Annotated in this window: 26 protein-coding genes, 1 tRNA gene and 1 pseudogene; 19 read left to right on the top strand and 9 right to left on the bottom strand. The window is 41.1% G+C overall.

From position 1 onward, the window contains the following. Positions 1–129: 129 nt before the first annotated feature. A complete protein-coding gene (locus EGX73_RS01245) occupies positions 130–1,476 on the bottom strand; it encodes a CitMHS family transporter (RefSeq protein ID WP_005470665.1) in 1,347 nt (448 codons plus the stop codon). A gap of 421 nt (positions 1,477–1,897) precedes the next feature. Between EGX73_RS01245 and EGX73_RS01240 the strand changes: the two genes are divergently transcribed. From EGX73_RS01240 to EGX73_RS01200, 10 genes are read left to right on the top strand one after another with little or no spacing between them, the layout of a single operon-like run. Continuing rightward, the gene (locus EGX73_RS01240; RefSeq protein WP_005470668.1) at positions 1,898–2,224 is read left to right on the top strand and encodes a hypothetical protein; all 327 of its coding nucleotides are present in this window, start codon (positions 1,898–1,900) and stop codon (positions 2,222–2,224) included. Positions 2,225–2,242: 18 nt separating this feature from the next. Then, positions 2,243–2,638 (top strand): acetyl-CoA carboxylase biotin carboxyl carrier protein subunit, encoded by a 396-nt coding sequence (locus EGX73_RS01235; RefSeq protein WP_003125756.1) that lies wholly within the window; start codon positions 2,243–2,245, stop codon positions 2,636–2,638. A gap of 47 nt (positions 2,639–2,685) precedes the next feature. Then, complete coding sequence (locus EGX73_RS01230; RefSeq protein WP_005470669.1) at positions 2,686–3,801, top strand: sodium ion-translocating decarboxylase subunit beta; 1,116 nt, start codon at positions 2,686–2,688, stop codon at positions 3,799–3,801. A 15-nt stretch (positions 3,802–3,816) separates the two neighbouring features. Next, the gene (locus EGX73_RS16090) at positions 3,817–3,942 is read left to right on the top strand and encodes an OadG-related small transporter subunit (protein ID WP_005470670.1); all 126 of its coding nucleotides are present in this window, start codon (positions 3,817–3,819) and stop codon (positions 3,940–3,942) included. Between the two features lie 21 nt (positions 3,943–3,963). Then, positions 3,964–4,950: a [citrate (pro-3S)-lyase] ligase gene (gene citC, locus EGX73_RS01225; RefSeq protein ID WP_003125759.1), complete on the top strand. Its 987-nt coding sequence runs from the start codon at positions 3,964–3,966 to the stop codon at positions 4,948–4,950. A 6-nt stretch (positions 4,951–4,956) separates the two neighbouring features. Further along, on the top strand, positions 4,957–5,265 hold the full coding sequence (gene citD / locus EGX73_RS01220; protein WP_003125761.1) for a citrate lyase acyl carrier protein: 309 nt from the start codon (positions 4,957–4,959) through the stop codon (positions 5,263–5,265). Further along, positions 5,253–6,140 (top strand): citrate (pro-3S)-lyase subunit beta, encoded by an 888-nt coding sequence (citE, locus tag EGX73_RS01215; protein WP_003125762.1) that lies wholly within the window; start codon positions 5,253–5,255, stop codon positions 6,138–6,140. The genes citD and citE overlap by 13 nt, the downstream gene beginning before the upstream one ends. A gap of 2 nt (positions 6,141–6,142) precedes the next feature. Then, entirely contained in the window at positions 6,143–7,675 is a 1,533-nt protein-coding gene (citF, locus tag EGX73_RS01210; protein ID WP_123866651.1) for a citrate lyase subunit alpha, read from the top strand. After that, a complete protein-coding gene (gene citX / locus EGX73_RS01205) occupies positions 7,668–8,219 on the top strand; it encodes a citrate lyase holo-[acyl-carrier protein] synthase (RefSeq protein ID WP_003125765.1) in 552 nt (183 codons plus the stop codon). The genes citF and citX overlap by 8 nt, the downstream gene beginning before the upstream one ends. Then, a complete protein-coding gene (locus tag EGX73_RS01200; RefSeq protein ID WP_003125766.1) occupies positions 8,212–9,606 on the top strand; it encodes an oxaloacetate decarboxylase subunit alpha in 1,395 nt (464 codons plus the stop codon). The genes citX and EGX73_RS01200 overlap by 8 nt, the downstream gene beginning before the upstream one ends. Positions 9,607–9,865: 259 nt before the next feature. Here EGX73_RS01200 and EGX73_RS15875 read toward each other — a convergent pair whose 3' ends face one another. Then, positions 9,866–10,012, bottom strand: coding sequence for a hypothetical protein (locus EGX73_RS15875; protein WP_086269049.1), 147 nt, complete (start codon positions 10,010–10,012; stop codon positions 9,866–9,868). A 271-nt stretch (positions 10,013–10,283) separates the two neighbouring features. On the opposite strand from EGX73_RS15875, the gene EGX73_RS01195 reads away from it, so the two are divergent. Continuing rightward, positions 10,284–11,765 (top strand): helix-turn-helix domain-containing protein, encoded by a 1,482-nt coding sequence (locus EGX73_RS01195; RefSeq protein ID WP_003125768.1) that lies wholly within the window; start codon positions 10,284–10,286, stop codon positions 11,763–11,765. Between the two features lie 301 nt (positions 11,766–12,066). Then, positions 12,067–12,285, top strand: a complete 219-nt coding sequence (locus EGX73_RS16450; protein ID WP_367613632.1) for a prepilin peptidase — start codon at positions 12,067–12,069, stop codon at positions 12,283–12,285. Positions 12,286–12,572: 287 nt separating this feature from the next. Here EGX73_RS16450 and EGX73_RS01185 read toward each other — a convergent pair whose 3' ends face one another. Continuing rightward, positions 12,573–14,195 (bottom strand): amidohydrolase, encoded by a 1,623-nt coding sequence (locus EGX73_RS01185; protein ID WP_029486511.1) that lies wholly within the window; start codon positions 14,193–14,195, stop codon positions 12,573–12,575. A gap of 1 nt (position 14,196) precedes the next feature. Continuing rightward, positions 14,197–15,276, bottom strand: coding sequence for a PotD/PotF family extracellular solute-binding protein (locus tag EGX73_RS01180; RefSeq protein ID WP_123866650.1), 1,080 nt, complete (start codon positions 15,274–15,276; stop codon positions 14,197–14,199). Positions 15,277–15,504: 228 nt separating this feature from the next. On the opposite strand from EGX73_RS01180, the gene EGX73_RS01175 reads away from it, so the two are divergent. The 4 genes from EGX73_RS01175 to EGX73_RS01160 all read left to right on the top strand — a co-directional run bounded on the left by EGX73_RS01175 (position 15,505) and on the right by EGX73_RS01160 (position 18,750). Beyond that, the gene (locus EGX73_RS01175; RefSeq protein WP_123866649.1) at positions 15,505–16,473 is read left to right on the top strand and encodes an NADP-dependent oxidoreductase; all 969 of its coding nucleotides are present in this window, start codon (positions 15,505–15,507) and stop codon (positions 16,471–16,473) included. Between the two features lie 13 nt (positions 16,474–16,486). Beyond that, the gene (locus EGX73_RS01170; RefSeq protein ID WP_123866648.1) at positions 16,487–16,849 is read left to right on the top strand and encodes a TIGR02328 family protein; all 363 of its coding nucleotides are present in this window, start codon (positions 16,487–16,489) and stop codon (positions 16,847–16,849) included. Positions 16,850–17,020: 171 nt separating this feature from the next. After that, positions 17,021–18,073: an LLM class flavin-dependent oxidoreductase gene (locus EGX73_RS01165; protein ID WP_005470677.1), complete on the top strand. Its 1,053-nt coding sequence runs from the start codon at positions 17,021–17,023 to the stop codon at positions 18,071–18,073. Beyond that, a complete protein-coding gene (locus EGX73_RS01160; protein WP_081131552.1) occupies positions 18,073–18,750 on the top strand; it encodes an NADPH-dependent F420 reductase in 678 nt (225 codons plus the stop codon). The genes EGX73_RS01165 and EGX73_RS01160 overlap by 1 nt, the downstream gene beginning before the upstream one ends. A gap of 29 nt (positions 18,751–18,779) precedes the next feature. Here EGX73_RS01160 and EGX73_RS01155 read toward each other — a convergent pair whose 3' ends face one another. Together EGX73_RS01155 and EGX73_RS16085 are read right to left on the bottom strand one after the other, a co-directional pair. Beyond that, a complete protein-coding gene (locus EGX73_RS01155; RefSeq protein WP_029486515.1) occupies positions 18,780–19,769 on the bottom strand; it encodes a hypothetical protein in 990 nt (329 codons plus the stop codon). A gap of 27 nt (positions 19,770–19,796) precedes the next feature. After that, positions 19,797–20,015 (bottom strand): annotated as a pseudogene (locus tag EGX73_RS16085) (helix-turn-helix domain-containing protein); the annotation flags it as partial. On the opposite strand from EGX73_RS16085, the gene EGX73_RS16080 reads away from it, so the two are divergent. Both EGX73_RS16080 and EGX73_RS01150 read left to right on the top strand, forming a co-directional pair. Continuing rightward, positions 19,998–20,183, top strand: a complete 186-nt coding sequence (locus tag EGX73_RS16080; protein ID WP_003125778.1) for a hypothetical protein — start codon at positions 19,998–20,000, stop codon at positions 20,181–20,183. The pseudogene EGX73_RS16085 and the gene EGX73_RS16080 sit on opposite strands and share 18 nt — an antisense overlap. Before the next feature lie 405 nt (positions 20,184–20,588). After that, positions 20,589–22,334, top strand: coding sequence for an FctA domain-containing protein (locus EGX73_RS01150; RefSeq protein ID WP_123866647.1), 1,746 nt, complete (start codon positions 20,589–20,591; stop codon positions 22,332–22,334). A gap of 297 nt (positions 22,335–22,631) precedes the next feature. Here EGX73_RS01150 and EGX73_RS01145 read toward each other — a convergent pair whose 3' ends face one another. Continuing rightward, positions 22,632–23,081, bottom strand: a complete 450-nt coding sequence (locus EGX73_RS01145; protein ID WP_005470685.1) for a DIP1984 family protein — start codon at positions 23,079–23,081, stop codon at positions 22,632–22,634. Positions 23,082–23,571: 490 nt separating this feature from the next. On the opposite strand from EGX73_RS01145, the gene EGX73_RS01140 reads away from it, so the two are divergent. Continuing rightward, on the top strand, positions 23,572–25,197 hold the full coding sequence (locus tag EGX73_RS01140; protein WP_005470687.1) for a peptide ABC transporter substrate-binding protein: 1,626 nt from the start codon (positions 23,572–23,574) through the stop codon (positions 25,195–25,197). Between the two features lie 71 nt (positions 25,198–25,268). Here EGX73_RS01140 and EGX73_RS01135 read toward each other — a convergent pair whose 3' ends face one another. Next, positions 25,269–26,552: a cytochrome P450 gene (locus EGX73_RS01135; RefSeq protein ID WP_005470691.1), complete on the bottom strand. Its 1,284-nt coding sequence runs from the start codon at positions 26,550–26,552 to the stop codon at positions 25,269–25,271. Positions 26,553–26,667: 115 nt separating this feature from the next. Further along, positions 26,668–26,749, bottom strand: a tRNA-Leu gene (locus EGX73_RS01130). Positions 26,750–26,809 lie beyond the last annotated feature (60 nt).

Below are 26,809 nucleotides of genomic sequence, written 5' to 3'. Positions count from 1 at the left end.
CTCATGATACCTCTGAAAATAAAACATGCTAGTAAATTTTTTTCAAGATTTTCTTTGATTTCCTCATGTATTACTAATAAAAATAGGGACGAGACCGCAATGACGACCCGTCCCTATCAATCCTGAATATTATTGTGGAATGTAAAGCGGCATATGACCTAATAACACAATGGTAACGATAAAGATGACAAAGATTCCCAATGCATATTTTGCTGATTCTTTTTGCCATTGACCCATATCCAATCCAGTCAAACGTAACAGCAAGTAGATAAAGGCAACCAATGGGCTTAATAAGTGGAACGCCTGTCCCATCAATGAAGCAAGAGCCATCTGCATATTGGTAAAGCCATAAGCACGCCCTGCTTCTGCTAATACAGGTAGCACACCAAAATAGAAACCATCATTTGAGATGAAGAAGGTACCTGGCGCAGAAATAAGGGCGATAACTAGCCCCCAGAAGCCGGCTAATTCTTTCGGAATAATGTGGGTAAAGCTGTTAGCCAATGCTTCTGCCATACCTGAACCTTGGAACAATCCCATAAATACGCCCGCTGCAAAGACTAAGATAACGACTTGAACAGCATCTCCGCCATTGGCTCCAATTCGTGAAGATTGGTCTTTTAAAACAGGGTAGTTGACCATTAAAGCAATACACGTTCCAACTAAGAACAACAAAAGTGGTGGCAGTGCAATCGAATCAATGAATGAGCTAGCTACGAGCCATGCAATCAATCCAATCGTCAAGATACCATTGAAAAGAAAGTTTTTTGGCCGGCGAATCTGTAGTGTTTCAGGGTCTGTTACCGTTGTCATTTCTTCGATTTCATCTGCAGTCAATTCAGTGATTCCTAAGCGTGCCCGTTCCTGTTTCCCCATTCTGCGAGCAACAAAGAAGATGACATAAAGAACTGAGATGATCATTCCTGGTGCCAGATAAGTAAGGATATCGGCATCAACTTCTAAAACGGCCATAGCTCGAGCAGTAGGTCCTCCCCAAGGGAGCAAGTTCATAATGGTATTTTGCAAGATCACCAGTACCCCAAGGTTCATCATTTTCATGTTTAATTTTTTATAAATCGGAATAAAGGCTGAACAGCAGATCAGGGTAGTAGTCGTTCCATCCCCATTTAAAGAAACGGTGGCCGCAACGACAGCAGTTGCCATCAAAACTTTCATCGGATCGCCTTTTGCGAAATAGATCATTTTTTTTGTAATCGGATCAAATAATCCAGCGTCCAGCATGATCGAGAAGTATAGTATCGCAAACAGCAACATAATCCCCGTATTAGAAGTTGTTTTGATTCCTTCTAGAACAAAATCCCCGATGTTTCCTTCTTTGGATACTCCTGACACCATTGCAACTAAGGTGAAAATCAAAGGAATGACCACCAAAGAAGTGAATGGAGACATTTTCTTTTTCATGATTACAAACATAAAGACAATAATCATGGCATAAGATAAAACCGTCAATAACATATTTTTCTTCCTTTCTACAACTGATTTAATAATTTCTGTTTTTGTAAACGGTGCCAATTCATTCCAATAAAAAACAAAGCTTCATGCCTTTTGGGGGAGAAAGACACGTATTGGAAACAATTAGCTTTTCCGTTTGACGACTATAGAATAAGCAATATTCATTTGATAAGATAGATTGAATTCTGAAAAAGAACAGGAAAAAAACAATTTGGTATAGGTGTTCTTAAAAGAGGCTTAACAAGATATTAATAAAATCTTAACGGTTGATAAACGTTGATTTAACAATGTTTATAAGCCTTTTTGTTGTAAGGTGAAGAAATAGGAACAGAAAAAAAACAATAATCTTTGATTTAGAACTACCGGATTGGTCCATTATCAATATAATGTGGTTGAGAACGAAAAAAATGAAAGGAGTAACTTCATGGGATTATTCGCCCGACTGTTCAAAAAAAGTGAACCACATCAAGAAATAACAAAAACATCTTCTGAAACGCTCGATGATAATGAATCTGAAATGAAATGGAAAGCGGTTCCTGCATATATCGAAGCTAGTGAAGAAGAATATCAACTTGTTAGTTTGATCGCGACAGCCATTGCGGCAGGTGATCAACCTAAGAGCCAATTTGTGGTCAAGAAAGTAATGCAGCGCAATCCGGAGGCGAAACTTGTTTCCATCATCGCGTCAAGTCTAGCTGCTGGATTAAATGAAAAGAGTCAGTTTGTTATTCGAAGAATCAACAAAAATTAGCATTTTGGAGGAAAAACAATGTTACGTAAATTTAAAATTTCGATTGATGGCAAAGAATATCTAGTAGAGATGGAAGAAATCGGTGGTACACCACAACCTGTACTACCCGTTCAACCTGTAGTTGAAACACCAGCTCCGCAAACCGCAACACCAGCCGCATCCGAGGCACCATCTGTTTCTGAGGCACCCATTGCCGCAGGCGCAGATGCCATGCCTTCTCCAATGCCGGGAACGATTTTGAGAATCTTAGTGAATGTTGGAGATACTGTGGCGGAAAATCAACCATTGATGATATTAGAAGCCATGAAAATGGAAAATGAGATTGTTGCCGGAAAAGCGGGAACGGTAGCTGGTATTCATGTCAATCAAGGAGAGATGGTCAATCCTGGTGACCCATTGATTACGATTCATTAATAGGGATGAATCAATAAAAAATTTAATGAATAGAGGAAGTGACGTTAGTGGAAACTCTGATTGAAGGCTTTTTAGGGATGGGACAAGAACCCGGACGGATTGTCATGATGGTAGTCGGTGGCATCCTGATGTATTTAGGAATCAAAAAAGAATATGAACCAACACTACTAGTTCCGATGGGACTAGGAACGATTTTAGTAAATTTCCCGAACTCTGGTGTTTTGAGTGCTGGCGGGGAACCTGGTCCTTTTCAAGTATTGTTTGATATGGGGATCTCAACCGAGTTATTTCCATTGCTTTTGTTTATCGGAATTGGTGCCATGATCGACTTCGGTCCGCTGCTCCAAAATCCTTTTCTGCTTTTATTTGGGGCTGCAGCCCAATTTGGTATTTTCTTTACGATTATCGTCGCTGTTTTATTTGGATTTGATTTAAATGATGCAGCTTCCATTGGAATCATTGGAGCCGCCGATGGTCCAACATCCATCTTTGTAGCCAACACTTTGAATTCCAAATATATGGGAGCAATCATGGTTGCAGCTTATTCTTATATGGCTTTGGTGCCGATCATTCAGCCGGTTGCGATCAAGGCGGTCACAACGAAAAAAGAGCGTTCGATTCATATGAATTATCGCGCTGGCGAAGTCTCGCAAACAGCAAAAATTCTTTTTCCGATCGTTATCTCTGTCGTTGCCGGGCTCATTGCCCCTGTATCTCTGCCATTAGTTGGTTTCTTGATGTTCGGAAATCTCTTGAGAGAATGCGGCGTATTAGACCGACTTTCTATCACAGCTCAAAATGAGCTGGTAAATATCATTAGTATTTTGTTGGGGCTCTCTATCTCAGTAAAAATGCAGTATGAAGAATTTTTGCAAGTCGATACATTGATGGTGATCGCTTTAGGCCTGGTTGCCTTCATCATGGACTCTGTAGGTGGTGTCTTGTTTGCAAAAGTGCTGAACCTGTTCAGAAAAGAAAAAATCAATCCAATGATTGGAGCCGCGGGGATTTCTGCATTTCCTATGTCAAGTCGAGTGATCCAAAAAATGGCAACGGATGAAGACCCACAAAACTTTATTTTGATGCATGCAGCCGGTGCCAATGTTTCTGGTCAGATTGCTTCAGTTATTGCAGGTGGTTTATTGCTTGCCTTACTAACCTAAGAAAGGAGAGATTCGATGTCAGCAGATTTAATGAAATCACTGGAATTATTAGTGCTGGGATGGGGCGGCGTCTTCGTGGTTATCTTGATTATCTATCTTGCTTCGATGCTGCTTAGCAAACTTTTTCCAATAAAAAAATAAAAAGATAAAGAAGAGACGTTTATGTATTCATTAAAACGGCTATGGCTAAGAGATCAAGGAGTCTATAAACAGTGGGCTTCCTTGATGGATCGAGCCGGTCTGAATAAAGAGGAAGAACTTGATTACACAGTGGGAATCTACGATAACGATTTACTGGTTGCTACTGGATCCTATTATCACAACATATTGAAATGCTTGGTTGTTTGCAAAGCCTTTCAATCAGAAAATCTACTGACGGACATCATTCAACATCTGGTTGATCGCTTGGCAGAAGAAGGGGAACAACATTATTTCTTGTATTCAAAACCCAGCAATGAATTGATCTTTCGCTCACTAGGGTTTCAGAAAATCATCGCAACCTCAGAAATTCTTTTTATGGAACGAGGATTGCCAAATTTTGCGAGCTATCTTTCTACGCTGGCTAAAGGGAAAAAAATGGGGATCGGAAGCGGGATAGTGATGAATGCCAATCCCTTTACCAAAGGACATCAGTATCTTGTCGAGACAGCTGCGCAGCAGAGTCAGCAAGTTTATGTCTTTGTGTTATCCGAAGATCGTTCAAAGTTTTCGACTGCAGATCGGATGGAAATGGTAAAACGTGGAGTCGCACACTTGTCCAATGTAACAGTTTTTCCCACCAATGATTACCTTGTATCTTCCGCAACGTTTCCTTCCTACTTTCTGAAAGACAGTGCCATAGAAACAGTAGCGAAGATCCAGGCAAAGGTTGATGCGCAACTGTTTAAAGAGAAGATAGCACCTGTATTAGACATTCGGACACGGTTTGTCGGAGAAGAACCCTATTCAAAGGTGACCGATACGTATAATCATGCGATGCAGGAAATGTTTGGCGACTCATTAGAATTGGTTATTTTACCTAGATTGAGTATTGATGGTGAGATCATCAGTGCTACCAAAGTTAGAGAAGCCTTGAAAAATCAGGATGACCGCCGTTTGAGACAATTTTTGCCATCAACGACATATCATTATTTAAAAAACGAGAGGTGAAACCATATGGAAATTACACAAATCGCAGTAGCCGGTACAGTAGAGTCAAGCGACATTTTGATTACTGTCGAGCCGACTGAAGCAGACGAAATCCAAATTTCTTTGGAAAGCAGTGTAGAGAAACAATTTGGTCAACAAATCAAAAAGGTGATCGAAGAGACCATCAAAAATTTAGGGATCAAGTCTGTTCGAGTAGCTGCCGTTGATAAAGGCGCTTTGGATTGTACGATTCAAGCTCGAACCATTACCGCGATTCATCGGGCAGCAAAAAAAGACGCATATGATTGGAAGGAGATTGATTCATGGAACGCTTAAGAAGAACCATGATGTTTGTTCCAGGTGCAAATGCAGCAATGCTAAGGGACGCACCCTTATATGGTGCAGACTCAATTATGTTTGATTTAGAAGATGCAGTTTCTCTTAAAGAAAAAGACTCCGCGCGTACATTGGTTCACTTTGCATTGAAAACATTTGATTACAGCAATGTAGAAACAGTCGTACGGATTAATAGTTTGGAGGCAGGTGGCGCCCAAGATGTCGAAGCAATGGTTTTGGCTGGCGTTGAGGTTATTCGCTTACCAAAAACAGAGACGGCACAAGATATTTTAGATGTGGATGCGGTCATTACATCTGTTGAAAAAGACAATCAGATTCCAGTGGGCACAACGAAAATGATGGCAGCCATCGAATCTGCAGAAGGGGTATTGAACGCACGGGAGATTGCCAAAGCGTCAGAGCGACTGATCGGAATTGCTTTAGGAGCAGAAGATTACGTCACAAATATGAAAACCAAGCGCTATCCGGATGGACAGGAATTATCCTTTGCCCGCAACATGATTCTGCATGCAGCCAGAGCTGCAGGAATTGCGGCTATCGATACTGTCTATTCCGATGTGGACAATGTAGAAGGATTCCAAAATGAAGTGCAACAAATCAAGCAGCTAGGATTTGATGGAAAGTCAGTGATCAATCCACGACAAATTCCGTTGGTAAATGCTATTTATACACCGACAGACAAAGAAATCCAGAATGCCAAAGAAGTTATCTGGGGAATTCGCGAGGCCGAAGCGAAAGGCTCTGGAGTTATTTCAGTCAATGGGAAAATGGTAGACAAGCCAATCGTTGAACGTGCACAGCGAGTGATTGCATTGGCTAAGGCAGCGAAGTTGATTACGGAGGAGGATATTTAGGCATGGTCATGAATAAAGTAGGAAAAGATATTCCACAAGTATATGCTGACCAATACGGTGTTTTTGAAGGGGAATTGGCGCATATCGATACGTATCAAGAAGCAAGTCGTACCGTTACCCCCGTTCGTCCAAGAGATACCAAACTTTTTAGCAGTATTCGCGAGGCGATCGAAAAGACAGGGCTGAAAGATGGCATGACGATTTCCTTCCACCATCATTTTCGTGAAGGCGATTATGTCATGAATATGGTCTTGGAAGAAATTGCTGGTCTGGGTATCAAAAATATTTCTATTGCCCCTAGCTCCATCGCAAATGTCCATGCACCGTTGATTGACCATATCAAAAATGGCGTTGTAACCAATATTACTTCCAGCGGATTGAGAGACAATGTGGGTGCTGCTATTTCAGCAGGAATCATGGAAAATCCTGTTGTGATCCGTTCACATGGCGGTCGGGCTCGGGCCATTGCAGCTGGAGATGTGCATATCGATGTGGCTTTTTTAGGCGCACCAAGTGCAGATGCCTATGGCAATGCCAATGGTACGGTGGGAAAAGCAACCTGTGGTTCATTAGGTTACGCAATGATCGATGCAAAATATGCAGACAAAGTCGTGATCATCACAGATACGCTCGTGCCATTTCCGAATACACCAATCAGTATTCCGCAAACCGACGTGGATTATGTGGTTGAAGTGGAAGCAATCGGTGACCCACAAGGGATTGCCAAAGGAGCCACCCGCTTTACCAAAAATCCGAAAGAACTATTGATCGCAGAATACGCAGCAAAAGTGATCACAAATTCTCCTTACTATAAAGAGGGATTCTCCTTTCAAACAGGTACCGGTGGTGCTGCATTAGCTGTTTCCCGCTTTTTGCGCGAAGCGATGCTTAAAGATGGAATAAAAGCGAGCTTTGCATTAGGCGGTATTACCAATGCAATGGTGGAACTATTGGAGGAAGGATTGGTTGAAAAAATCATTGATGTACAAGATTTCGATCATTCTTCAGCCGTTTCATTAGGAAGCAATGCAGGACACTATGAAATCGATGCTGAGATGTATGCTTCGCCGTTAAGTAAAGGATCAGTGATCAACCAATTAGATACCGCTATTTTGTCCGCATTGGAAATCGATACAGACTACAATGTGAACGTGATGACAGGATCCGATGGTGTGATTCGGGGAGCGTCAGGCGGGCACTCTGATACGAGTATGGCATGCAAAATGAGTCTCGTTATTTCACCCTTAGTGCGAGGCAGAATTCCAACGATCGTTGACAAAGTAAATACAGTGGTCACTCCAGGAACAAGTATAGATGTGATCGTGACAGAAGTAGGGATTGCCATCAATCCAGATCGTCAAGATTTGATTGAACATTTTAAAACACTAGATGTGCCTCAGTATACGATCGAAGAGTTAAAAGAGAAAGCTTACCAGATTGTTGGAACGCCTGAAGCCATTCATTATGGCGATAAAGTAGTGGCATTGATTGAATATCGAGACGGCACGCTCATTGATGTTGTGAGAAATGTGTAGCTTGTTATTTGAGGGACCGGAAGTTTCATTAGCAGAAGTATTGGCGGCTAGAGAACAGCGTGCAAAACGGCAAAAGGAGTTACTGGAGTCGGCGCCCCAATACACACTGCTATCTGCCACCATGAATATTCCCGGACCTGTCAAAACATCAGATGAGTTAGAAGCTGTGTTTAAAAGCTTGACGGATGAAGTCGAGCGAGCAGTGGCGGATGCCTTTTCATTCCTTCATCTTTATCGAAATGAAAAAACTGGCTATGAATATTTTCTTTTACTTCCTTTAAAAAAAGAAGAACTAAAGAAAAGGATGGTGGCACTTGAAGAAAGACATCCTTATGGGCGATTAGCAGATCTTGACGTGCTTTGGCTAGAAGCGGGTGAAGTGCAGTCCATCAGTCGCGAAGCGTTAGGCTATCCAAGACGGCGCTGCTTTCTTTGTGACAAGGAAGCAAAACTATGCGGACGATCGAGAACGCATTCAGTCGAAGCAATACAGCAAAAAATAAATGAATTAGTTTCAAAAGGAAGGATGCAAGCAGATGACTAAGAAAATTCAATTCATGGAAACAGTCTTACGTGATGGCCAACAAAGCTTGATCGCTACCAGAATGCCGACGTCAGATATGTTGCCCATCATCAAAACATTGGATGAAGTAGGCTACCATTCATTAGAAATGTGGGGTGGAGCAACCTTTGATTCTTGTATCCGCTTCTTAAATGAAGATCCTTGGGAACGTCTTCGACAGATTCGCCGTGAAGTGAAGAACACGAAATTACAGATGCTTCTTCGCGGACAGAATCTACTAGGATACAAAAATTATGCGGATGATGTGGTGCGAAAATTTGTAGAGACATCGATCAAGAACGGAATCGATATTATTCGCGTATTTGATGCATTGAACGATACCAGAAATTTGGCGACTTCTATCACAACAGCAAAAGAAGCTGGTGGTCATTGCCAAACAGCGATCTCTTATACAACAAGCGAAGTTCATACCGTTGAATACTTTGTGCAATTAGCAAAAGAAATGGCCCATATTGGAGCAGATTCGATTTGTATCAAAGATATGGCTGGTGTGCTGACACCTCAAATCGGATTTGAATTGGTCAGCCGAATCAAAGATGCTGTGGATCTGCCATTAGAGGTCCACACCCACGCTACTAGTGGTATTTCAGAAATGACTTATTTGAAAGTTGCAGAAGCTGGGGCAGATATTATCGATACAGCAATTTCTTCATTTGCAGGGGGAACGAGTCAGCCAGCGACAGAATCTGTGGCGATCGCATTAGAAGAACTGGGATTTGATATAAACCTGGACAAAAAGAAATTGGCTGAAGTTGCTGATTATTTCAATCCAATCCGCGATCGGTTCCGAGAGGAAGGGATCTTGAATCCTAAAGTCAAAGATACAGAACCAAAAACACTGATCTATCAAGTGCCTGGTGGGATGTTATCCAACTTATTGAGTCAGTTGACAGAACAAGGTCTGCAGGACAAGTACGAAGAAGTATTGGCAGAAGTGCCGAAAGTGCGTGCCGACCTTGGATTTCCTCCTTTAGTTACCCCTTTGTCTCAAATGGTTGGCACACAGGCTTTGATGAATGTGATTTCTGGGGAACGCTACAAACTAGTCCCAACTGAGATCAAAGATTACGTTCGTGGTCTTTACGGTCGTCCTCCGGCACCAATCAAAACGAAGATCCAAGAAAAAATCATTGGGACGGAAGCAGTGATCACCGAACGACCAGCAGATTTGATTCCACCGCAGCTCCCGGAATTCGAGCAAGAAATCAAAGAATATGCCAAAACGGAAGAAGATGTACTGATGTATGCACTTTTCCCAGCTCAAGCAAAAGATTTCTTGGGAAGACGAGAAGATCCGTTTTATGACGTGGCGATCCAGACAGTCGATGTGACTATCGCGATTCCATAAAAAGAAAATGACTGAACCGTTTCTGAGCGAGAAAACACTTTGTTTCAACTCAGACGTTTCAGTCATTTTTTTTTGGCTAATAGAAGTGAAAAGGGGAAGAAATGGCCATTCAACAATTGATCGCAGCAGTGTATTTTTATTTTTGACAAGCGAGAAATAAAAACAAATAGAAAAAAGGATTTGTTAGAGAATATTTTTTAACAAAACAAAAAGAGTGGTCAACAATCAATGGTCGACGACTCTTTTTCAATAGTTTAGGTTATCCAATTTTTTTAACTCTCCCGCCAATTTTATTTGCGAAGCGTTCGGCATCTTCTTTGCATGTATAAGTCAAAGCAATTGATTTATCTCGAGTTCTTTTTCCTTGTGCTGTCAGATAACCATGAAATATCTTGATAGCATACACTGCACTATCCACCTCCTCTACCTTTAAAGAATAACAAAAATACCGCTTACAATCAAGAGGGCTTTAACAAAAAATAACAATTTTATACAATTCGATACCTGTTTTTGTCAAGATGACCGTTTTTTTCATAACTGGGTTCCTTTATCTCGTATAAATCACGATAACTGGTGCTGCCAGAAGCTTGCAACTGAGTATAATTCCTCCGCAGGGCGTATAATAAGGAAAACGATTCAGTCAATAACGGCAATGAAAACCAGTAAGGAGAAAAGAGATGAAAAATTTTCAACTTAATTTTATTACCAATAAGGAAACTGTAAGATGGCTGAAAATCTTGCATACCTTCGAGCGAATACCAACGCGATCAGTCAAAGAACTAGCCCAATTCACAAAAAGCACTTCACGAACGATCATTGCCGATATTACCGGAATTCGGCAATATTTTCAGCAGTCGATTCTGATTGAAAACACGAGTTCAGGCTATTTGTTCAAAGAAACCAATCGAGAAGCGTACCAAACTAAAAAGCGGTCATTGCTTGAAAATGAACCACTCTTTCACATTATTGAAGGGATTTTTCAAAGGCAGATCAAAGAGATCGGAGAATGGGCCGATCAACTCCACTTCTCAGAAAGTAGTTTGCTGCGCTATTTCAAAATGGTAGAAAATGAATTGGCGCGCTATCGACTGACACTGTCCCTGAAGAAAGTGGATTTCATTGGAAAAGAAATCGATATTCGCAGTTTCTTTCATGATTTTTATTATGAATCAGAAATAACTCCACACACGGTCTTGCCATCAATTGCCATCCAGTCGATTGCCTTTGCCTTACAAAAAAAGCACTTCTTCAGTAGCTATCCCAATGTTTCTTTGGGAGATTTTAGTTATACTCTAATGATTACTTTAGAACGTGAGGGAGACTTGCTTATCGAGTCAGAAATGATTCAAGCGCTGAAAGAACGAGAGGCATTCCAGCGTTTTTCAACTATCAATGATGTGATTGATGCGTCAATCGGGAAACGTTTGCCAGTGGAGGAATTATTGTATTTGTATGTGATGATTTTGTGTCGGCGTTCATTGACGGATCTGGCTGGAGAGCAGCAGTTTATTCAGGAACTCCAGCCGAATGTTGGGATTACAGACTGTGCCCAACTATTTTTATCCGCTTTTGGCCAGCAGAGTAATGACCTTCAGAGAGACATGATCCTTGTGCGTTCTTTTTTTACTATGCTGTATTTAAAAGAACAGCTATCACCAGTCACAAATCAAAATATTCTTGATATTCATGAAGTCGTCCAAGAGAAATACCCAGATTTGTATCTTGAGTTATTAGCATTCTTTACCGAACACCATCAGACAATCTCAGGGGGAAAGACAGCAGTAACAGAAATCACCGTGATGGCCGTCCTATTCATGGACTCACTAAAGGAAATCCATTGGGGAGCACCTAAAAATATTGCATTTTTATTAGAGGGAAACTACCTTGTTTGTCAGAATATCCAAGCAATGGCTATCAAATATCTTGGCCGGTTCCAGCACCTGTTTTTCCCGAATGCATTAGAGATGAACTTAGATTATTTAGAGCAGAATCATATTGATCTAGTAGTGACAAATTATAGTGAATATGTCAGTGATCAATTGATTGGAAACTGGCATTTGCTTTTTAAGTCAATTCCAGACGCAGAGGATTGGAATCGACTATTGTGGGAAATCAATCCTCGAATCATCAATGAATTTTCTTTAAGAAATGGTCAGTAACACTCAGTTTGTTTCGCAACAAAGGAGGTGTCAGCAGTAGCAAATAAGAGCAAGAGGCTAGAGTCACATCCAATCAATTTGATGACATAAATCAGACGATCACGTACTGCTAGGTATCCGCTGTCAGCAGTACGTCGCTGAAGAATAAAAAAACTTCGTGTTTAAAAGAGCGTATTTGCTTATGAATAGGCTCTTTATTTGAGGTGTCGATTAGACGAGAGGAGTGTGTGGTTTGGGAAGAGCGTTGCTATTACCCATTTTATCAGTATTTAGTCTTGGTAGCTGTCTTAGTTCTTTTTTGATGGTTGTTGTTTATCGTTTGCCCCGTCAGGAATCATTGGGAGGCCGCTCTCATTGTGAGCACTGTGGAAAGGTACTAACCCCGTGGCAGCTGATCCCTATTTGGTCATTTTTATTCTTAAAAGGCAAGTGCAGGAATTGTTTGGTACCGATTAATCGCAAGTATCCAATAAGTGAAATCGTTGGTGGGATCCTGTTGGTCATATTGTATATATTTTAAGGAATTGGAGGGAAATCAAGAGGGCAATGATTGAGCAGGAATCAAGACGAAACAAAGCGAGAAATGATCAGAGGGAACAATCAAGAGGAACCAAATTATAGCCTGGCAGTATCCAGAACGAAAAAAGGATGGGGGATTAGGGTGGTGTTGACAAAAAATCCCGAATAATACGGTTGATTAGCGTGAACGTGAACACAGTCAAGGGTCTTCCATGAATGAGAGCCCTCGGACGAGAGAAGCAAGTCAGCCATTATTCGGGTATTCGAGGGATATGGTCAAAGATCCAATTAGGAATTTTGCTGCGAAGCTTCGTCTTTTTGATAGACAAATGCACCGTTAAAAATGGTTGCAGTGACTTCTACCTCAAGCAGCTCTTTTTCTGAAAGGGAAAGAATATTTTTCGAAAGAATACAAAGATCAGCCAACTGCCCGACTTTGATCGAACCAATGTCTTGTCGACTGAGTGCCCGAGCTGCATCAGCGGTATGAGCAACCAGAGCATCTGCCACATTCATCACTTCAGAGGGCATCAATCCTTCTACTGGAGAGCCGTTTTTTTCTTTTCTAGCCACTGCATAATAGATCGAATCCAATGGAGACACATCGATCACTACTGGGCTGTCGGTTCCAAATGCTACTACAGCATCGTGGGCCAAAAAGGATTGAAAAGGAAACATTTGACTAGCGCGTTGCGGACCTACTTCTTCATCTAACGTTTCATAGCCGACTAATAAATGACTAGGTTGAACAGAAAGAACTAAATTGTCTTGTGCCACTAAAGAAAGATCTGCAGGATCCATGACTTCCAAATGCTCCAGTGTATTATTTTTACCGGCAGACAGAGGGAAGCGCGCATGACTTTCATTAAAAAAAGACAACGCTTGATGGATCGCTTGGTCACCGATCGTATGGATGCGCATCGGCCAATTTTGCTGGTTTGCTAAGAAAATCAACTGGCGCATTTTTTCAATTGCAATCAGCGGCATACCAATATCACCAGTAAAATAAGGCGTTTCGTACTCCGATTTCAACAAAGCAGTATGGGTACTTGTTACACCATCAAAGAACTGTTTCACACCACCCATTTGGACTTTCTCAGATCGATAGTTTTGATAGATATCAGTTAAATGCTCTATTTCCATTCGCATCGCAGGGTAAAAAACCGCCCGTAAAGTCGCTTTTTCGGCAACTTTTTGGTAAAGCTCTGGATAAATCAAGTCGTCCCAGCTTTCGCCAGTCAGGGCAACATCGCCGATTGTAGTAATGCCATAACGATTGAGCTGCTTCATGTAAGAAAGGTACGTTGAGTAACTGTTGGCTTGAAAAGATTGCAGCACCTCCGCCAAGTAATTAATAGCAACTGCCTCAAGAAAACAACCCGTCAATTCGCCATCTTTCATCAATGCTTCTCCACTGATTCCGGTAGGAACTGAATCGGTTGTGATTTCTAAGGTTTCCATTCCTTTACTGTTTAACCAAATGCTGTGGGCGTCTCCTGAAATCAGCATGACTGGCACTTCGTCACAGTAGTGATCAATCGTTGCTTTTGTGGGATAGACTTGTTGTCCAAAGTCACTGCTGAACCAACCAATCCCAATTTTCCAGCCATGGGTCACAGGAATTTGCGGTACTTGCTGGGCAACTGCTTCTTCAGTTGTTCCAGTGACATGAGTTAACTGCCCTGCATGGAGCAAAGCGGAAAGATAAAAGTGAATATGGGCATCGATAAAGCCAGGAATGATCATTTGGTCATGACAATCAATGATCGTTGTTTCAGCTGGTAAGTTGGTAGGTGTGGCATCCAAAGGACCCACATCCTTGATCCTAGTTCCTTCAATCAAAATAAAACCAGCAAAGGTCGTTTTTCTTTCTGTATCAAAAATGTAGGAAGACTTCAATAGTATATTCATTTTATAATCCCAACTTCCATTCGAGAAAAAGATCGTTGTACTGTTCAACGGCATTTTTTCCTAAGTATTCGTAGTGTTCCATCTGTTGCATTGCTTCCGGCTCTGGATAGAAAGCTTTATTGGAGGTCAATTCAGTCGGTAGCAGTTGCTTCGCGGTCTCACTCGGTGTCGCATAACCGACATACTCAGCGTTTTGAGCGGCATTTTCAGGACGCAGCATGAAATTGATAAACGCATAAGCTCCTTCAAGATTGCCGACTGTTTTTGGAATCGCAAAGTTATCTGTCCAGATAGCACCGCCATCATTAGGGACGACATAGGTTATAGCAGGATTCTCAGACATGACATACGCTGCATCTCCTGAATAGCCAATGCCGATCGGTGCATCGTTGTTGACCATCAAAGTCTTGATCTCATCAGTGAGGACTGCTTTGACATTGGGGCGTAATGCTTCCAATTTCTCGATGGCTTGTTGAAGGTTTGCTGTATCTAGCTCATTTTGAGAAAGATCTAAAGTCTGCAAAGCCATTCCTAACGTTTCTCTTGCGCCATCAACAACTAGAATATCGTTGGCAAATTCCGGGCGCCATAAATCTGCCCAGCCATGAATGGTGGTAGGATCGATTTGGTCACTATTAACCATGATTCCAATAGTTCCCCAAAAATAAGGAATGGAGTAATGATTGTTTTTGTCAAAGCGCTGATCCATCAGAAAATCAGAAAGATCTTCACTGCCGACGAGTTTATCATGTTCTAAAGGAATCAGCAGCTGCTCCTCAATCATTTTAGGAATCATCGATTCACTGGGGAAAATCAAATCGTACCTGGTACCGCCTTGTTTGACCTTTGTTTCCATTGCTTCATTCGAATCAAATGTATTATAAATCACTGAATAGCCACTTTCAGTTTCGAATTTTTTTATCAGATCGGGCTCAATATATTCTCCCCAATTATAAATAATAACCGTGTTAGCATCATTTGCTGATGCACTTCCTGTTTCATTGGACAGTACAGCTTTGCCAACAAAAAGAATACCTAGGATCGCAATGATCCCGCCAAAAAATACGTGCAATCTTTTCAATTCATCAATTCCTTCTTTCTTATCACATTCTTATTCCTGTAGAATAAATGAAACCTTTTAAAAAGGCAATAAAAAGTTAGTCAGTGAAAAAACTGCTTTTTCTGATAGAAAAGGGAAAGTCGAATCAGTTGTAAAATCAGGGATCATTGCCTAAGCTATGAAAGAGACCTTTCGTTTCTTTAGAAAAATGACGGAAGCTCATTTACATAATCTCAAGGAGTGATTTACATGGAAACACGAGCAGTTGTTATTAATGAATATGGTGGTAAAGAAAAACTAGCAGAAGCGAAAGTTTCACTACCTGAACTCGGTGCGGATCAAGTGTTGGTGAAAGTTGCAGCAACTTCGATCAACCCAATTGACTGGAAATTACGCGAAGGATACTTGAAGCAAATGTTTCCTTGGTCATTTCCGATTATTCTAGGATGGGATGTTGCTGGAGAAATCGTTGAAGTTGGTCAGAAGGTTAAAGACTATCACGTAGGCGATCGGATTTTCGCTCGTCCAGAGACGACACGATTTGGGACCTATGCGGATTATACGATTGTGGACAGCAACTTACTGGCGCCTGTGCCAGAATCTATTGCCTTCACGGAAGCTGCAGCTGTGCCTCTAGCAGGATTGACTGCATTACAAGCTCTATTTGATCATGGTTCGTTAAAAGCTGGCGAAAAAGTGTTGATTCATGCCGGAGCTGGCGGAGTTGGGACCTACGCCATTCAACTTGCGAAAAATGCCGGCGCCTATGTCATCACGACGGCAAGTCCCCGTAATCATGAACTTGTTAAAAAATTAGGTGCAGATGAAGTGATCGACTACCATACAACGGATTTCGAAGAAGTTCTTACTGACATTGATTTAGTTTTTGATACAATGGGTGGCGAGATCCAAAAGAAAAGCTTCTCCGTTCTAAAAGAGCATGGCCGCTTGATTTCTGTACTGAGTATTGAAGATGAAACATTAGCCGCAACGAAACAAATTGAAGCAAAAGCAATTTGGTTACGTACAAATGGAGAACAGTTAAGCGAATTAGCTAAACTAATGGCTGATGGCAAATTAGTAAGTGTGATTGGCGAAACTTTCCCATTGACTCGTCAAGGTGTCTATGATGCCCATGCATTAAGTGAAACACACCATGCGGTAGGGAAAATCGTGCTCGACAACCAAGAGAATCTGGATAAAAATCAAGCGAAGTAGAGGAAGAGCGGAAATGAGATTGTGGCATGAAGCACTTTTGCCTAAATTACCAAGACAACAATTACTGGGACAGCATCGGGAAGTAGCTGCGCTGAGAGGCGCTGGCTGGGGAAAGAAACATGCGACAGTCGATTACGTTTTTGCTCATTCTCCATATAAGCTGTACCAATACCATCTCCTTGTCATGGCAGAGATGCAGCGTCGCGGCTATCGTCCAGCAGCAGCGTGGTTAGAGCCTACTTATCGGGGGCAAAAGACAGCTCCTTATCAGGTGTTAGAGCCGATTGAGCAATCAGTCCCTATTTATTCTGAACATACTGCAATGTATTTAGAGGAGTGTTTAGCTAATTTAAGAAGCAAAGGAATCTATCTCTGATGGCTAATAAAAAAACAAAAAAGTGCGCGTCCTTGTTTGAAGCAAGGACGCGCTTTTCTTTTTGAAGCAATTCATAAACAGTTGACTTACAAAAAGTAAGCATATCTTTCGCGTTAATAAAAAGAAGTTGTTATAGTGAATGCAGGAAGTATTTGAAAAGAGGGAAATGATATGACAATCAATAATAAACAAATAGAATTTGGGTTAGATACCTTTGGCGATCTTGCCTTTGATGACCAGACCCATCAACGAATCAGTTACAGCCAATCATTAAGAAATATTATTGCAGAAGGAAAGTTGGCCGATGAAGTCGGTGTCGATATCCTCGCATTAGGCGAACACCATCGCGAAGAGTATGCAATCTCAAGCCCAGATACAGTATTAGCTGCGCTGGCAATGGTCACTAAAAGAATCAAATTAGGAACGGGAGTAACTGTATTAAGTTCTGATGATCCAGTTCGGGTCTATGAACGATTTGCGACAGTTGATGCCCTTTCAAATGGTCGTGCGCAGATCATGTTAGGACGGGGGTCATTCACTGAATCTTTTCCACTGTTTGGCTATGATCTGCAAGATTATGAAGAATTATTTGAAGAAAAAGTAGCAATGTTTTACGAACTCCTTAAAGGGGAGCCACTGACCTGGAAAGGCAAATTTACTCAATCTTTGGAGAATGCCGAAGTTTATCCAAAACTCGAAGGAACACTGGATACGTATATTGGCGTGGGAGGAACACCGGAGTCGATTATTCGTGCTGTTCGCTACGGCTTTCCAGTTATGCTAGCCATCATTGGCGGGGAGCCTGCGCGATTTGCCCCCTATGTACAACTTTATCAAAAAGCAACGCAGCAAATGGGCAGACCGATTCTTCCGGTAGGGATGCATTCCCATGGGGTGATTGCGGAGACGGATGAGGAAGCGTACGAAATCGGTTGGCACTATATCAAGAAAAGTATGGATAAAATCGGAGAAGACCGTGGTTGGCCCGAGATGTCGAAAGAACGTTTCGATTTTGAAGTAGAACATGGCTCTTACTATGTAGGTAGTCCTGAGACTGTGGCACAAAAAATTGCGCGAACGATGCCGCAAGTCGGCGTCGAACGGTTTGATCTTGTTTATGGAACCGGTGGACAATTACAAAAAGACCGTCTGCGGACTATCGAACTTTATGGTACAAAAGTAATCCCTAGGGTCAAAGAACTCTTGAAATCAGGTGGGAAATAATGGGAAAATCTAGAATTGGCATCTTAGGAGCCGGCAAGTTGGGGTTAGCATTAGCAAAATTAGGAGCAGAAGCTGGGTATGAGGTCTGGATCGCTAGCAGAAAGCCAGCGGAAAAGAATGCTCTAGCTGTTGAAATCCTTGCTCCAGGTGCAAAGGTGAAGAATGTCTCAGACATCCTGACGGAAATGCCAGTCATTTTATTAGCAATCCCTTTAAGCAACTATCCGTCACTTCCCAAGGAGCAGCTGGCTGGTAAACTTGTGATCGATGCAATGAACTATTGGTGGGAAGTTGATGGAACCAGCAAAACGTATTCGACTGTTGAAGAAACATCTTCAGAAAGGGTCCAAAAATATTTTGACCAAAGCAGAGTTATCAAGGCATTCAACCATATGGGTTATCATGATGTTCAAGACGAAGCTCGGCCGGCTGGTTCACCAGCCAGAAAAGCCATGGCAATCGCTGGTAATGATCCGGAATCTATGTCTCAAACGGCCAAAATCGTTGACGACTTTGGCTTTGATCCGGTAGTGATCGGTCGTCTAGCCAATGGTCTTATGCTAGAACCTGGCGGTGAACTTTTTGGCGCCAGTGAGACAAAAACAAATTTAAATCATTTAATTGAAACGTTTTATCAGAGTGCTCAAGGCAAACAATTACTCGAACGACAAAATTAAAAAGAACCTCTTTAGCGAAACTCACTTTTTCAGTGAGTAGGGCTAAGAGGTTCTTTTTGTTTCTCAATCTGCTGGATCGCTTTTTCTTGAATACTGTTTGCGATATAGCCAATCTCATTTCGTGTAATAAAGATGTCTGTTGCTTTGAAAGGAACTTTCTGAAAAGGAGGGACGATATTTCCGATAATCAAATCATAGGTTGCTTTGACGGCAGGGATTGAAAAAGAGTCTAACGGATTGAGAATCGTGATTTTCAGGTCGTAGGGGACGAACTGTTTGATTTGTGTTCGGATCATTTCCGTATGGTCGCTATTGGTATCGTAGAACAAGGCGAGATGATAATCTGCATGTTGATCAATGATTTGTTTTGTAAATAGTGGAAAAGAAGTATGGAAAATATAAATCAAATGGTTGATCGTAGCAGGGCGAATCGCCGGTAATTCAGAATGAGTCACTAGCTGAACAATATCCTTGTTGATTGCTTGCTGGACAGGATCGCAGTTATCAACAAAATGGGCCAGGCGATCATTCAAAATACAATACGGAACATTCAAATTCGTTTCCAGCAAATATTTGAAACTAACAGCATCCAATTTTTCTTGAAAGTCTGTTTCGGTGTAATGGTATTTAAGAAAAATTTGTTTAGTCAATCGATAGAAGATTTTTTTTACTTGTTTATAGATAGCTGGGTCGGCTGTGATATGAGAAGTCAGATAACCCATAACTTTTTCTAAATAAGATCGTTTGTAGCGAGAGAATTCAGCGAGATCGATTTTTTCTAGAAAATATTCAATTTTATTCGATTGCACTTCCGTGGCAAAAAGCCTCTCTCGTTTACTATGTACATAAATGATAAACGCTATTTTTCGTATGTCAGAAAAATACAGCTTTAATGGAGTAACTTCAGCCAAAAGTTGTGCAACTTTTAAAAATTCTTGTTCCTGATTTTTACTGGCATCTCTAAACTCATGTTGGTATTTCTCCAAAAAGAAAACCATGTAAAACTGGCGAATAGTCATTTCATTCCCGGCTATGCGGATAGGTTTTTTTTCTATATGAAAATCAAAAGGACGTATGACCGTGTTGATTTTTTTAATTAAACGAATAATTGAGGATTTGCTTAGATTCAATTCAATCGCTAGTGTCTCATAACTGGAAAAGTGGGATGAAAACAGAAGTTCCAAGAGTTTGAAAGCAGAAGAGTCAGCCAAGAAAAAACTATAGACATCCGATCGTGAAGCGAAAGAATGGAATTCCAGACTCACTTAGGAATGATTGTCTATATTTATTTGAAGAAAGGACAGATCGTGATTGATCTCTGTCACATACTTTCTGAACAACGACAAAGACAGGTCAAATTCATCCAGCAAATCAGCAATAAAACAGTGACGGTCATGCAACAAACTTTCAATCAACTACAATTTTATTTGTGAAGCAGTTGACAATAAACCTCTGAACATAGCTTTCCTCCAATCAGTTATGTATTGATGGTAGCACGTTTTTCCAAATAGTCAAAAATATTTGAAAAATGATTTTTTTGAACACTTAGTTTATGCCAAATTTGGGAAAATAAAGGTGAGATAACACATGCTTTTTTATTGATACTTGTCTCTGATTTTCTATAAAAAAGGTATGTTATTGAATGAAAAATAGGTTCTGGTCTAGCTATATCAATCGTTATGCTGTCTTCGGAAGAATGAGGGAAGAACGTACAGTACGGTGCCATCATAAATAATTATATTGGTTGGTTCTTTTAGAAAAACTTATATTTTAGAAAAGTAAAAAAATTAAGTTTTTCTAAAAAGTAACAGTTGTTTTTTTAGAAAGGATGAATCACTATGAATAAAAAACTATGTGCATATTTGAGCTTGTTGGTTTTGCTAGGTGCGACTTTTTGTACACCGGCAATTGCAGTAGCTGAACTGGTTTCAAATATAGAAGTTGAAAGTCAAACGAGTCAATCGAATTCACCTGCGACAGACACAAAAACGGAAGAATCAACAACAACTTCAGAAAACGCGGAGAGTACTAGTCAAACAGTCGAAGATACCTCAAACAGTCAACCGGAAAAAGCGACCACTACTACTACGACTGAAACGTCCACTTCAGAGTTGAATCAAAATACAATACAGCCAAGTGCACCCACGGAGGATTCAGAGACTGAATCTACCGAACAAGCAGTCACTCCAAATGCTGTTAATCCAGATTTAAATGCTCGAGGAATTCAACTATTTGATAATGTACGAATTACAGATATGAATGATCAACCTTTTGATCAAAACAATCCTCCTTATTATAACGACAATATTAAGATTCACTTTGACTGGTCATTATCTGATCAGGAGGAAATCAAAAACGGTGATTATTATATTTATCAGCTACCAAGCAAAGACGTAATCGTCAAATCTACCAACGGTAGCGGTACTTCAACGGGAACAAATGGCTCGTTGACAATCAATAAATATGACAGAGAAGGGGATAAGGAAGCTGGGATCAACAAAGAGGCACATTTCCAACTCAGTCGTAAAAATGCCGAAGGAAACTACGAAGTTGTTTTCTCCGAACTTGTTGTCAGAAATAATAAGTTGATTCAAGGAACTAGCGAATTTGACCACTTAGATGGGCTACGATATGGAGATTATAAAATCCAAGAAACGAAAGCACCAGATGGATATGAGCGGGATGAAAAAGAATATACGTTTACGATCTCGAACGAGGAAGTCGATTATGTCTTTGAACTAGCTAATACAAGGGAAATTATCGAAACTAGCCTAGCTTTAACGGCTACGAAAGCTTTGGAAGGCCGACAGATCGAAGACGGGGAATTCACTTTTGTTTTGGCAGATGAAGAAAATAAAATCCTTCAAGAAAAGACGAACAAGGCAAATAATATTCTTTTTGATGAGATTACTTATCAAAAAGAAGGAACCTATCGATATAAAATTTATGAAGTACAAGGACATGACGCTACGATTAGCTATGATGATTCAATCACCAATGTTACAGTAGAGGTGAAAAATAACGACGGACAGTTAGAAGCAACAGCGACTTATGAAGGCAACGCCGTCTTCACGAACACTTACACACCAAAAGCCGGCAGTGTAGTGTTGGAAGCTGAGAAAGTTTTGACTGGCCGTTCACTAGTCGCAGGGGAGTTCACCTTTGAATTAGTCGATCAAGAGGGACAAGTGATTCAAAGCCAAACCAACGACGGCACAGGGAAAGTTTACTTCGATGCGATTCCGTACGACAAAGCCGGTGAGTACAACTATACGATCCGGGAAAAAGCCGGACAAGACAGTACAATCACTTATGATGACGCAGAGATTCCAGTGACCGTAAATGTCAAAGATCAAAACGGAACATTGGAAGCGAAAGCAGATTATGGTAGCGAGCCAACCTTTACTAACCGCTACACGCCAGAAAAAGCTCCTGATCCAGCAAAAAATCAGAATACAAAAACACCGACGAAGAAAAACGAACTGCCAAAAACCGGTGAAACGTATCAAGTCAGCTGGATGTTAGTAGGCTTGTTACTAGTAGGCATTGTAGTAGTGGTATATCGCAGACAGAAAAGAAAGTAACTAGCTAAACGATCAAAGATTCCTTGATCTGGTTTCCTATGTTGGAAACGGATCAGGGGGTCTTTTTCTTTTGAAAGAGGTCTTGCTGAACAAAAAACCTCTGTTTACCTTTTGCGTAACAAAAGATAAACAGAGGCACCCACCTTGTCAAACCAGCACGTGGTCGTTAATTGAAAAATATAAGTTGTACGCTTGTAACTGAACAGCAGTCATTAAACTGGTCCCTGCCAGACCCCATTGGTGTACATATAAGCCTGTACCTGCTTTGTGCTCGCTTTTGACTCCCACCCAGCTGTTTTATAAATCAACAAGCCAATTTGTTTGTTGAATCTGCCCGTCTAATTCACGTAAGGCTTTTGCGGTTTGATTCAAACGGTCGGTGATTTGCTTGGTATCGATCGTTCGGATCATACGAATCTCATTACGTCCCATCCGTGGAGCAACCTTGGCTGCTTCCAATGTTGCCGTTAGCATCGCATGCGAACGCCTTAAAGCTTCCCGTTTCTCTAATGCAGCAGCAATCGTTTCTTGTCCACCGATTTTGGCGACCGCATTTCGCTGATTGATTGCAATGACCAACTGGGCAAATTCTTGGTTTGTTGTTTCATAATCCAGCAGTAAGTCGTCGATGCTGCGGTCTAACGTATCGCCTTCTTGGATCACGGCACTACTGGCAATCTCTTCTCGTAACAGAGTGAGTTTGGATTCAAGATCTCTTCGTAGTAATAATGCTTCAGCAAGTTTCATTGATTTCATCCTTTCGAGCAAGGTTTCTTTTCTTTATCCTAGAAAAAAAACACTAAGCTGGCAAGTATTTGCCCTCCAAAAAGTCTTGAAGCCATTATTGAAAAGATTGAAAATTCTAAAAACTGTTTGACTTGAAAAACGAGGAATAGTATACTTTTATCAATTCAGTAGAATATAGGACATCGATGAGAAGAGTAGCTTTGATGACTGTTTAAAGAGAACCCGGGTTGGTGAGAAAGGGGACAGAACGCTAAGTGAAGATGAGCTCAGAGTCTTTTAACTGGTTTACGCTGGTTAGACGGAACGCAGCCGTTATCCTGCCGAGTATGCATACGTACTGATGAGGTGTTATTTGTAAAAATGACACGAAAAAGGGTGGTAACACGAAGTCTTCGTCCCTTTGTTGATCAATGATGATCAGCAAAGGGACGAGGATTTTTTTATTTAATCAAGCTTGCAACTCGCAAGTGAAAAGGAAAGAGGAGAGTAAATGAAAAAGGGTTTGGTTGTTGTAGGGATTTTAAGTTTTTTGTTAGCAGGATGTAGCACGACTGGATCGTCCGCAAAGGAGACAGATCCAGAAGTTCAAGAGATTTCAGTCAGCTTACCGGCAGAGTTGACAACATTAGATACGACGCAAACAACGGATAAAGTTACGTTTACCGTTATCCAGCATCTTTTTGAAGGGTTGTATCGTTTTGATGAAAAGAGTCAGCCAGTTCCCGGTTTGGCGGAGGAAGCAGTCATCAGTGAAGATGGCAAGACATATACCTTTAAACTAAAGGAAGAAGCCAAATGGAGTGATGGGCAGCAAGTGCAAGCAGCAGATTTTGCTTATGCTTGGAAGAAACTGGTCGATCCTAAAACCATGGGGCCAAATGCGTATCTTTTAGACAATGTCGTCAACAGTCAAGATATTCGCGAAGGGAAAGCAGACATTGCGACGATTGGCTTAGAAACACCGGATGAAAAGACCTTTGTCGTCCATTTGGAACAGCCGCAACCTTCTTTTTTATCGGTGGTGTCGATTGGCTGGTTAGCGCCTCAAAGACAGTCTTATGTTGAAGAAAAAGGGACGGCATATGGGAAAACAAGTGAAGACTTGCTCTATACGGGACCTTTCATTCTGAAAGACTGGCAACAGACCGGTGCAGAATGGACGCTTGCCAAAAATCCTGAGTATTACGATCAAGCGGTAGTTAAGTTGGATAAAATCAAAGGTTCCACGATCAAAGAGGAGAATACTGGAATCCAGTTGTTTGAAAGCGGGGAGTTGGATCTGCAAAAAATCAGCGGACTCTATGTGCAACAGTACCAAAATAATGACTCCTTAGTCACTCAAAAGGATATTGCCAACTATTTTTTAGATTTTAATAAACAGGCAAATAAACCATTGGCAAATGTCCACCTTCGTAAAGCCATCGCTTTGGCGATTGACAAAGAGAGTCTCGTGAATGATGTGTTGAACGATGGAGCAAGCGTATTGAATGGCCTTATTCCCAGTGGGCTTTATGCCAATCCGAATACCAATGAAGATTTTCGCACTTATAGTGGGGACTACAATGAATACGATAGTAACAAAGCACAAGCAGAATGGAGCCAAGCACAATCAGCTATCGGTGACAAAATTGAACTGACTTTATTGGTAACAGATGATGATCATGGACAAAAAATCGGTGAATATCTGCAAAATCAGCTTCAAGATCATTTGCCTGGTTTGACGATTACAATCAATAAACAACCACGAACGAATTTGAATCAATCACGAGCAGATGGTCAATATGAGTTGTCGATTTCTGGTTGGATTGCTGGCAGCAGTGACTTGGACTCTTATTTCAATTTATATAAAAAAGGTTCTTCTTACAATTACGGTGGATATGTCAACGAGGACTATACGGCATTGACAGAAAACGCACGTACCGTGGATGCCAATGATCCAGATAAAGTATTTGAAGATTACAAATCAGCAGAATCAATTCTGTTAGCAGAAGATGCAGCTCAAGTTCCTCTATATCAGAGTGCATCAAATTATATGATCAGGTCAACGATCAAAGATATCCAATTTCCCGCATACGGTGCCTATTTTTATTTCCGTACGGCATCTGTAGAGAAGTAAGCAAAAAACGCAGCCCTAAGCTTGCTTGGGCTGCGTTTTTGTGAGCTGCACTTAATAACAACGATCAGTAGTTACTCATTTTCTGTGGTCATTGCAGCTTCTTTAAATAAGAGAACTTTACTTTCTGGATAGGTTGGAAAGTGATTCATTGGAATCTTCCAATCTTGTTCAGGAACTTCAAACTGATAGTGGTTGACCAGTAAATCACTGAACACGCGCAACGTATGCAAGGTAATCCATTCACCAGCACAGCGGTGCATTTTGCGGAAATCACCGCCTCCTTGTGCGATCATTTCATATTCTTCCTCATAGGAAATGGCTTGTGTACGTCCGACAAAGCGATCCACTTTGAAGTCATCTGGCTGATCAAAGGTTCTCGGATCATGATTCGTACCATAAATATCTTGGACGACCCAGCTGTCCTTAGGGATCAGATAACCATCGACGACAACATCTTGCAAGCTAATGGCAGGCATCATTGGAAAGAAAGGATAAAAGCGGCGTAATTCTTGAATAAATGAATCCTGTAACTCCGAAAAGTTTTGTTTAAGTGCTTGGTAGATAGTCGTTGTACTAAAAAGGGCATGTCCCATCAAAGCGATCCAAACGGTTAAAGCAACCGTAGGGCGGATGATATTTAACAGATCGACGGCTGCAACTTCGATCGGCAGTAAATTACCTTCAAGATCAGTGGCAGTAGCGAAAGTATAGAGTGCTAATGATTCTTTGCCAGCAACAGGATGTTGACGAGCTTCTTCAATCAATCCTTGAGCCCATTTCTCAGATTTTTTACGATCTTCGACGCCTCTTAAATGGGCGACAGGGGAGGTGACAGTCCCGCTGAACATAGCAACTTGATAATCAGCTAACTCACTGATCTCTGATTGAGACAGTGGTGCTAGATTGATTCCTGACCATTCACAAATCGTTTTGAATAGAACATTTTTTGTGAGTGAAAAAAGCTCAAAGGTACCGGATTGTTTATCCAGTTCATGAGAAAGGTTTCGTTCCAACAAATCATGGTAATCGGTCATTCTCTCAGGTGTCATCAAGTCCATAAAGTAGTTTTTCCGATGGTGATGTTGTTCCCCGTCTAAAGTTTGAACCCCCTCTTCCCCTAACAAGGTTGAACGGACGAGTTTAGGCATTGCTCCTTCACGTTTAAAGTTTCGTGGATCATAAAAAATTTTTGCTGCTTCTTTTCCATAAATGGCAATCACTTCTTGATTCAGAAATTTAGCTCTAACGACTGGGGCATTCACCTCAGACCGTAATTCTCCTAAGATTTCATAACCAGCATCAAAGAGTTCTTTGACCTCAGTTAATTTGATTTTCGCTGTTGGTACTTCTTTCATTGGATTTCCTCCTGTCTTTTTCCTATTGATATACTTCTAGCTTAAGCTTTTTTCTTTATTTAGACAAAAGAAACACATAAAAAAGAGCAGATCATCCAAGATGATCTGCTCAAAATGCGGAAGATGGGAGTTGAACCCACACGAGATATACTCACACGCGCCTGAAGCGTGCGCGTCTGCCATTCCGCCACTTCCGCGCATAAATAACCTTAGCGCATTTTGAGAATTTTGGCAAGAAAAAAAATAAGTCTGTCAGC

It is taken from the genome of Enterococcus sp. FDAARGOS_553 (genome assembly GCF_003812305.1).
GTDB lineage: Bacteria > Bacillota > Bacilli > Lactobacillales > Enterococcaceae > Enterococcus_D > Enterococcus_D gallinarum.
This window is presented reverse-complemented; position numbering and strand designations above follow the sequence as displayed.

Bases quoted from the DNA above. Each gene is read 5' to 3' on its own strand.
- EGX73_RS01240 (WP_005470668.1), top strand. From the start codon at position 1,898: ATGGGATTATTCGCCCGACTGTTCAAAAAAAGTGAACCACATCAAGAA.
- EGX73_RS01145 (WP_005470685.1), bottom strand. From the start codon at position 23,081: ATGAAACTTGCTGAAGCATTATTACTACGAAGAGATCTTGAATCCAAA.
- EGX73_RS01245 (WP_005470665.1), bottom strand. From the start codon at position 1,476: ATGTTATTGACGGTTTTATCTTATGCCATGATTATTGTCTTTATGTTT.
- EGX73_RS01185 (WP_029486511.1), bottom strand. From the start codon at position 14,195: ATGAATATACTATTGAAGTCTTCCTACATTTTTGATACAGAAAGAAAA.
- citX (WP_003125765.1), top strand. From the start codon at position 7,668: ATGTGTAGCTTGTTATTTGAGGGACCGGAAGTTTCATTAGCAGAAGTA.
- EGX73_RS16080 (WP_003125778.1), top strand. From the start codon at position 19,998: ATGGAATTCCAGACTCACTTAGGAATGATTGTCTATATTTATTTGAAG.
- EGX73_RS01200 (WP_003125766.1), top strand. From the start codon at position 8,212: ATGACTAAGAAAATTCAATTCATGGAAACAGTCTTACGTGATGGCCAA.
- EGX73_RS16090 (WP_005470670.1), top strand. From the start codon at position 3,817: ATGTCAGCAGATTTAATGAAATCACTGGAATTATTAGTGCTGGGATGG.
- citE (WP_003125762.1), top strand. From the start codon at position 5,253: ATGGAACGCTTAAGAAGAACCATGATGTTTGTTCCAGGTGCAAATGCA.
- EGX73_RS01195 (WP_003125768.1), top strand. From the start codon at position 10,284: ATGAAAAATTTTCAACTTAATTTTATTACCAATAAGGAAACTGTAAGA.
- EGX73_RS01135 (WP_005470691.1), bottom strand. From the start codon at position 26,552: ATGAAAGAAGTACCAACAGCGAAAATCAAATTAACTGAGGTCAAAGAA.
- EGX73_RS01175 (WP_123866649.1), top strand. From the start codon at position 15,505: ATGGAAACACGAGCAGTTGTTATTAATGAATATGGTGGTAAAGAAAAA.
- EGX73_RS01150 (WP_123866647.1), top strand. From the start codon at position 20,589: ATGAATAAAAAACTATGTGCATATTTGAGCTTGTTGGTTTTGCTAGGT.
- citC (WP_003125759.1), top strand. From the start codon at position 3,964: ATGTATTCATTAAAACGGCTATGGCTAAGAGATCAAGGAGTCTATAAA.
- EGX73_RS01235 (WP_003125756.1), top strand. From the start codon at position 2,243: ATGTTACGTAAATTTAAAATTTCGATTGATGGCAAAGAATATCTAGTA.
- EGX73_RS01155 (WP_029486515.1), bottom strand. From the start codon at position 19,769: ATGACTATTCGCCAGTTTTACATGGTTTTCTTTTTGGAGAAATACCAA.
- EGX73_RS01160 (WP_081131552.1), top strand. From the start codon at position 18,073: ATGGGAAAATCTAGAATTGGCATCTTAGGAGCCGGCAAGTTGGGGTTA.
- citF (WP_123866651.1), top strand. From the start codon at position 6,143: ATGGTCATGAATAAAGTAGGAAAAGATATTCCACAAGTATATGCTGAC.
- EGX73_RS01165 (WP_005470677.1), top strand. From the start codon at position 17,021: ATGACAATCAATAATAAACAAATAGAATTTGGGTTAGATACCTTTGGC.
- citD (WP_003125761.1), top strand. From the start codon at position 4,957: ATGGAAATTACACAAATCGCAGTAGCCGGTACAGTAGAGTCAAGCGAC.
- EGX73_RS01140 (WP_005470687.1), top strand. From the start codon at position 23,572: ATGAAAAAGGGTTTGGTTGTTGTAGGGATTTTAAGTTTTTTGTTAGCA.
- EGX73_RS16450 (WP_367613632.1), top strand. From the start codon at position 12,067: ATGGTTGTTGTTTATCGTTTGCCCCGTCAGGAATCATTGGGAGGCCGC.
- EGX73_RS01170 (WP_123866648.1), top strand. From the start codon at position 16,487: ATGAGATTGTGGCATGAAGCACTTTTGCCTAAATTACCAAGACAACAA.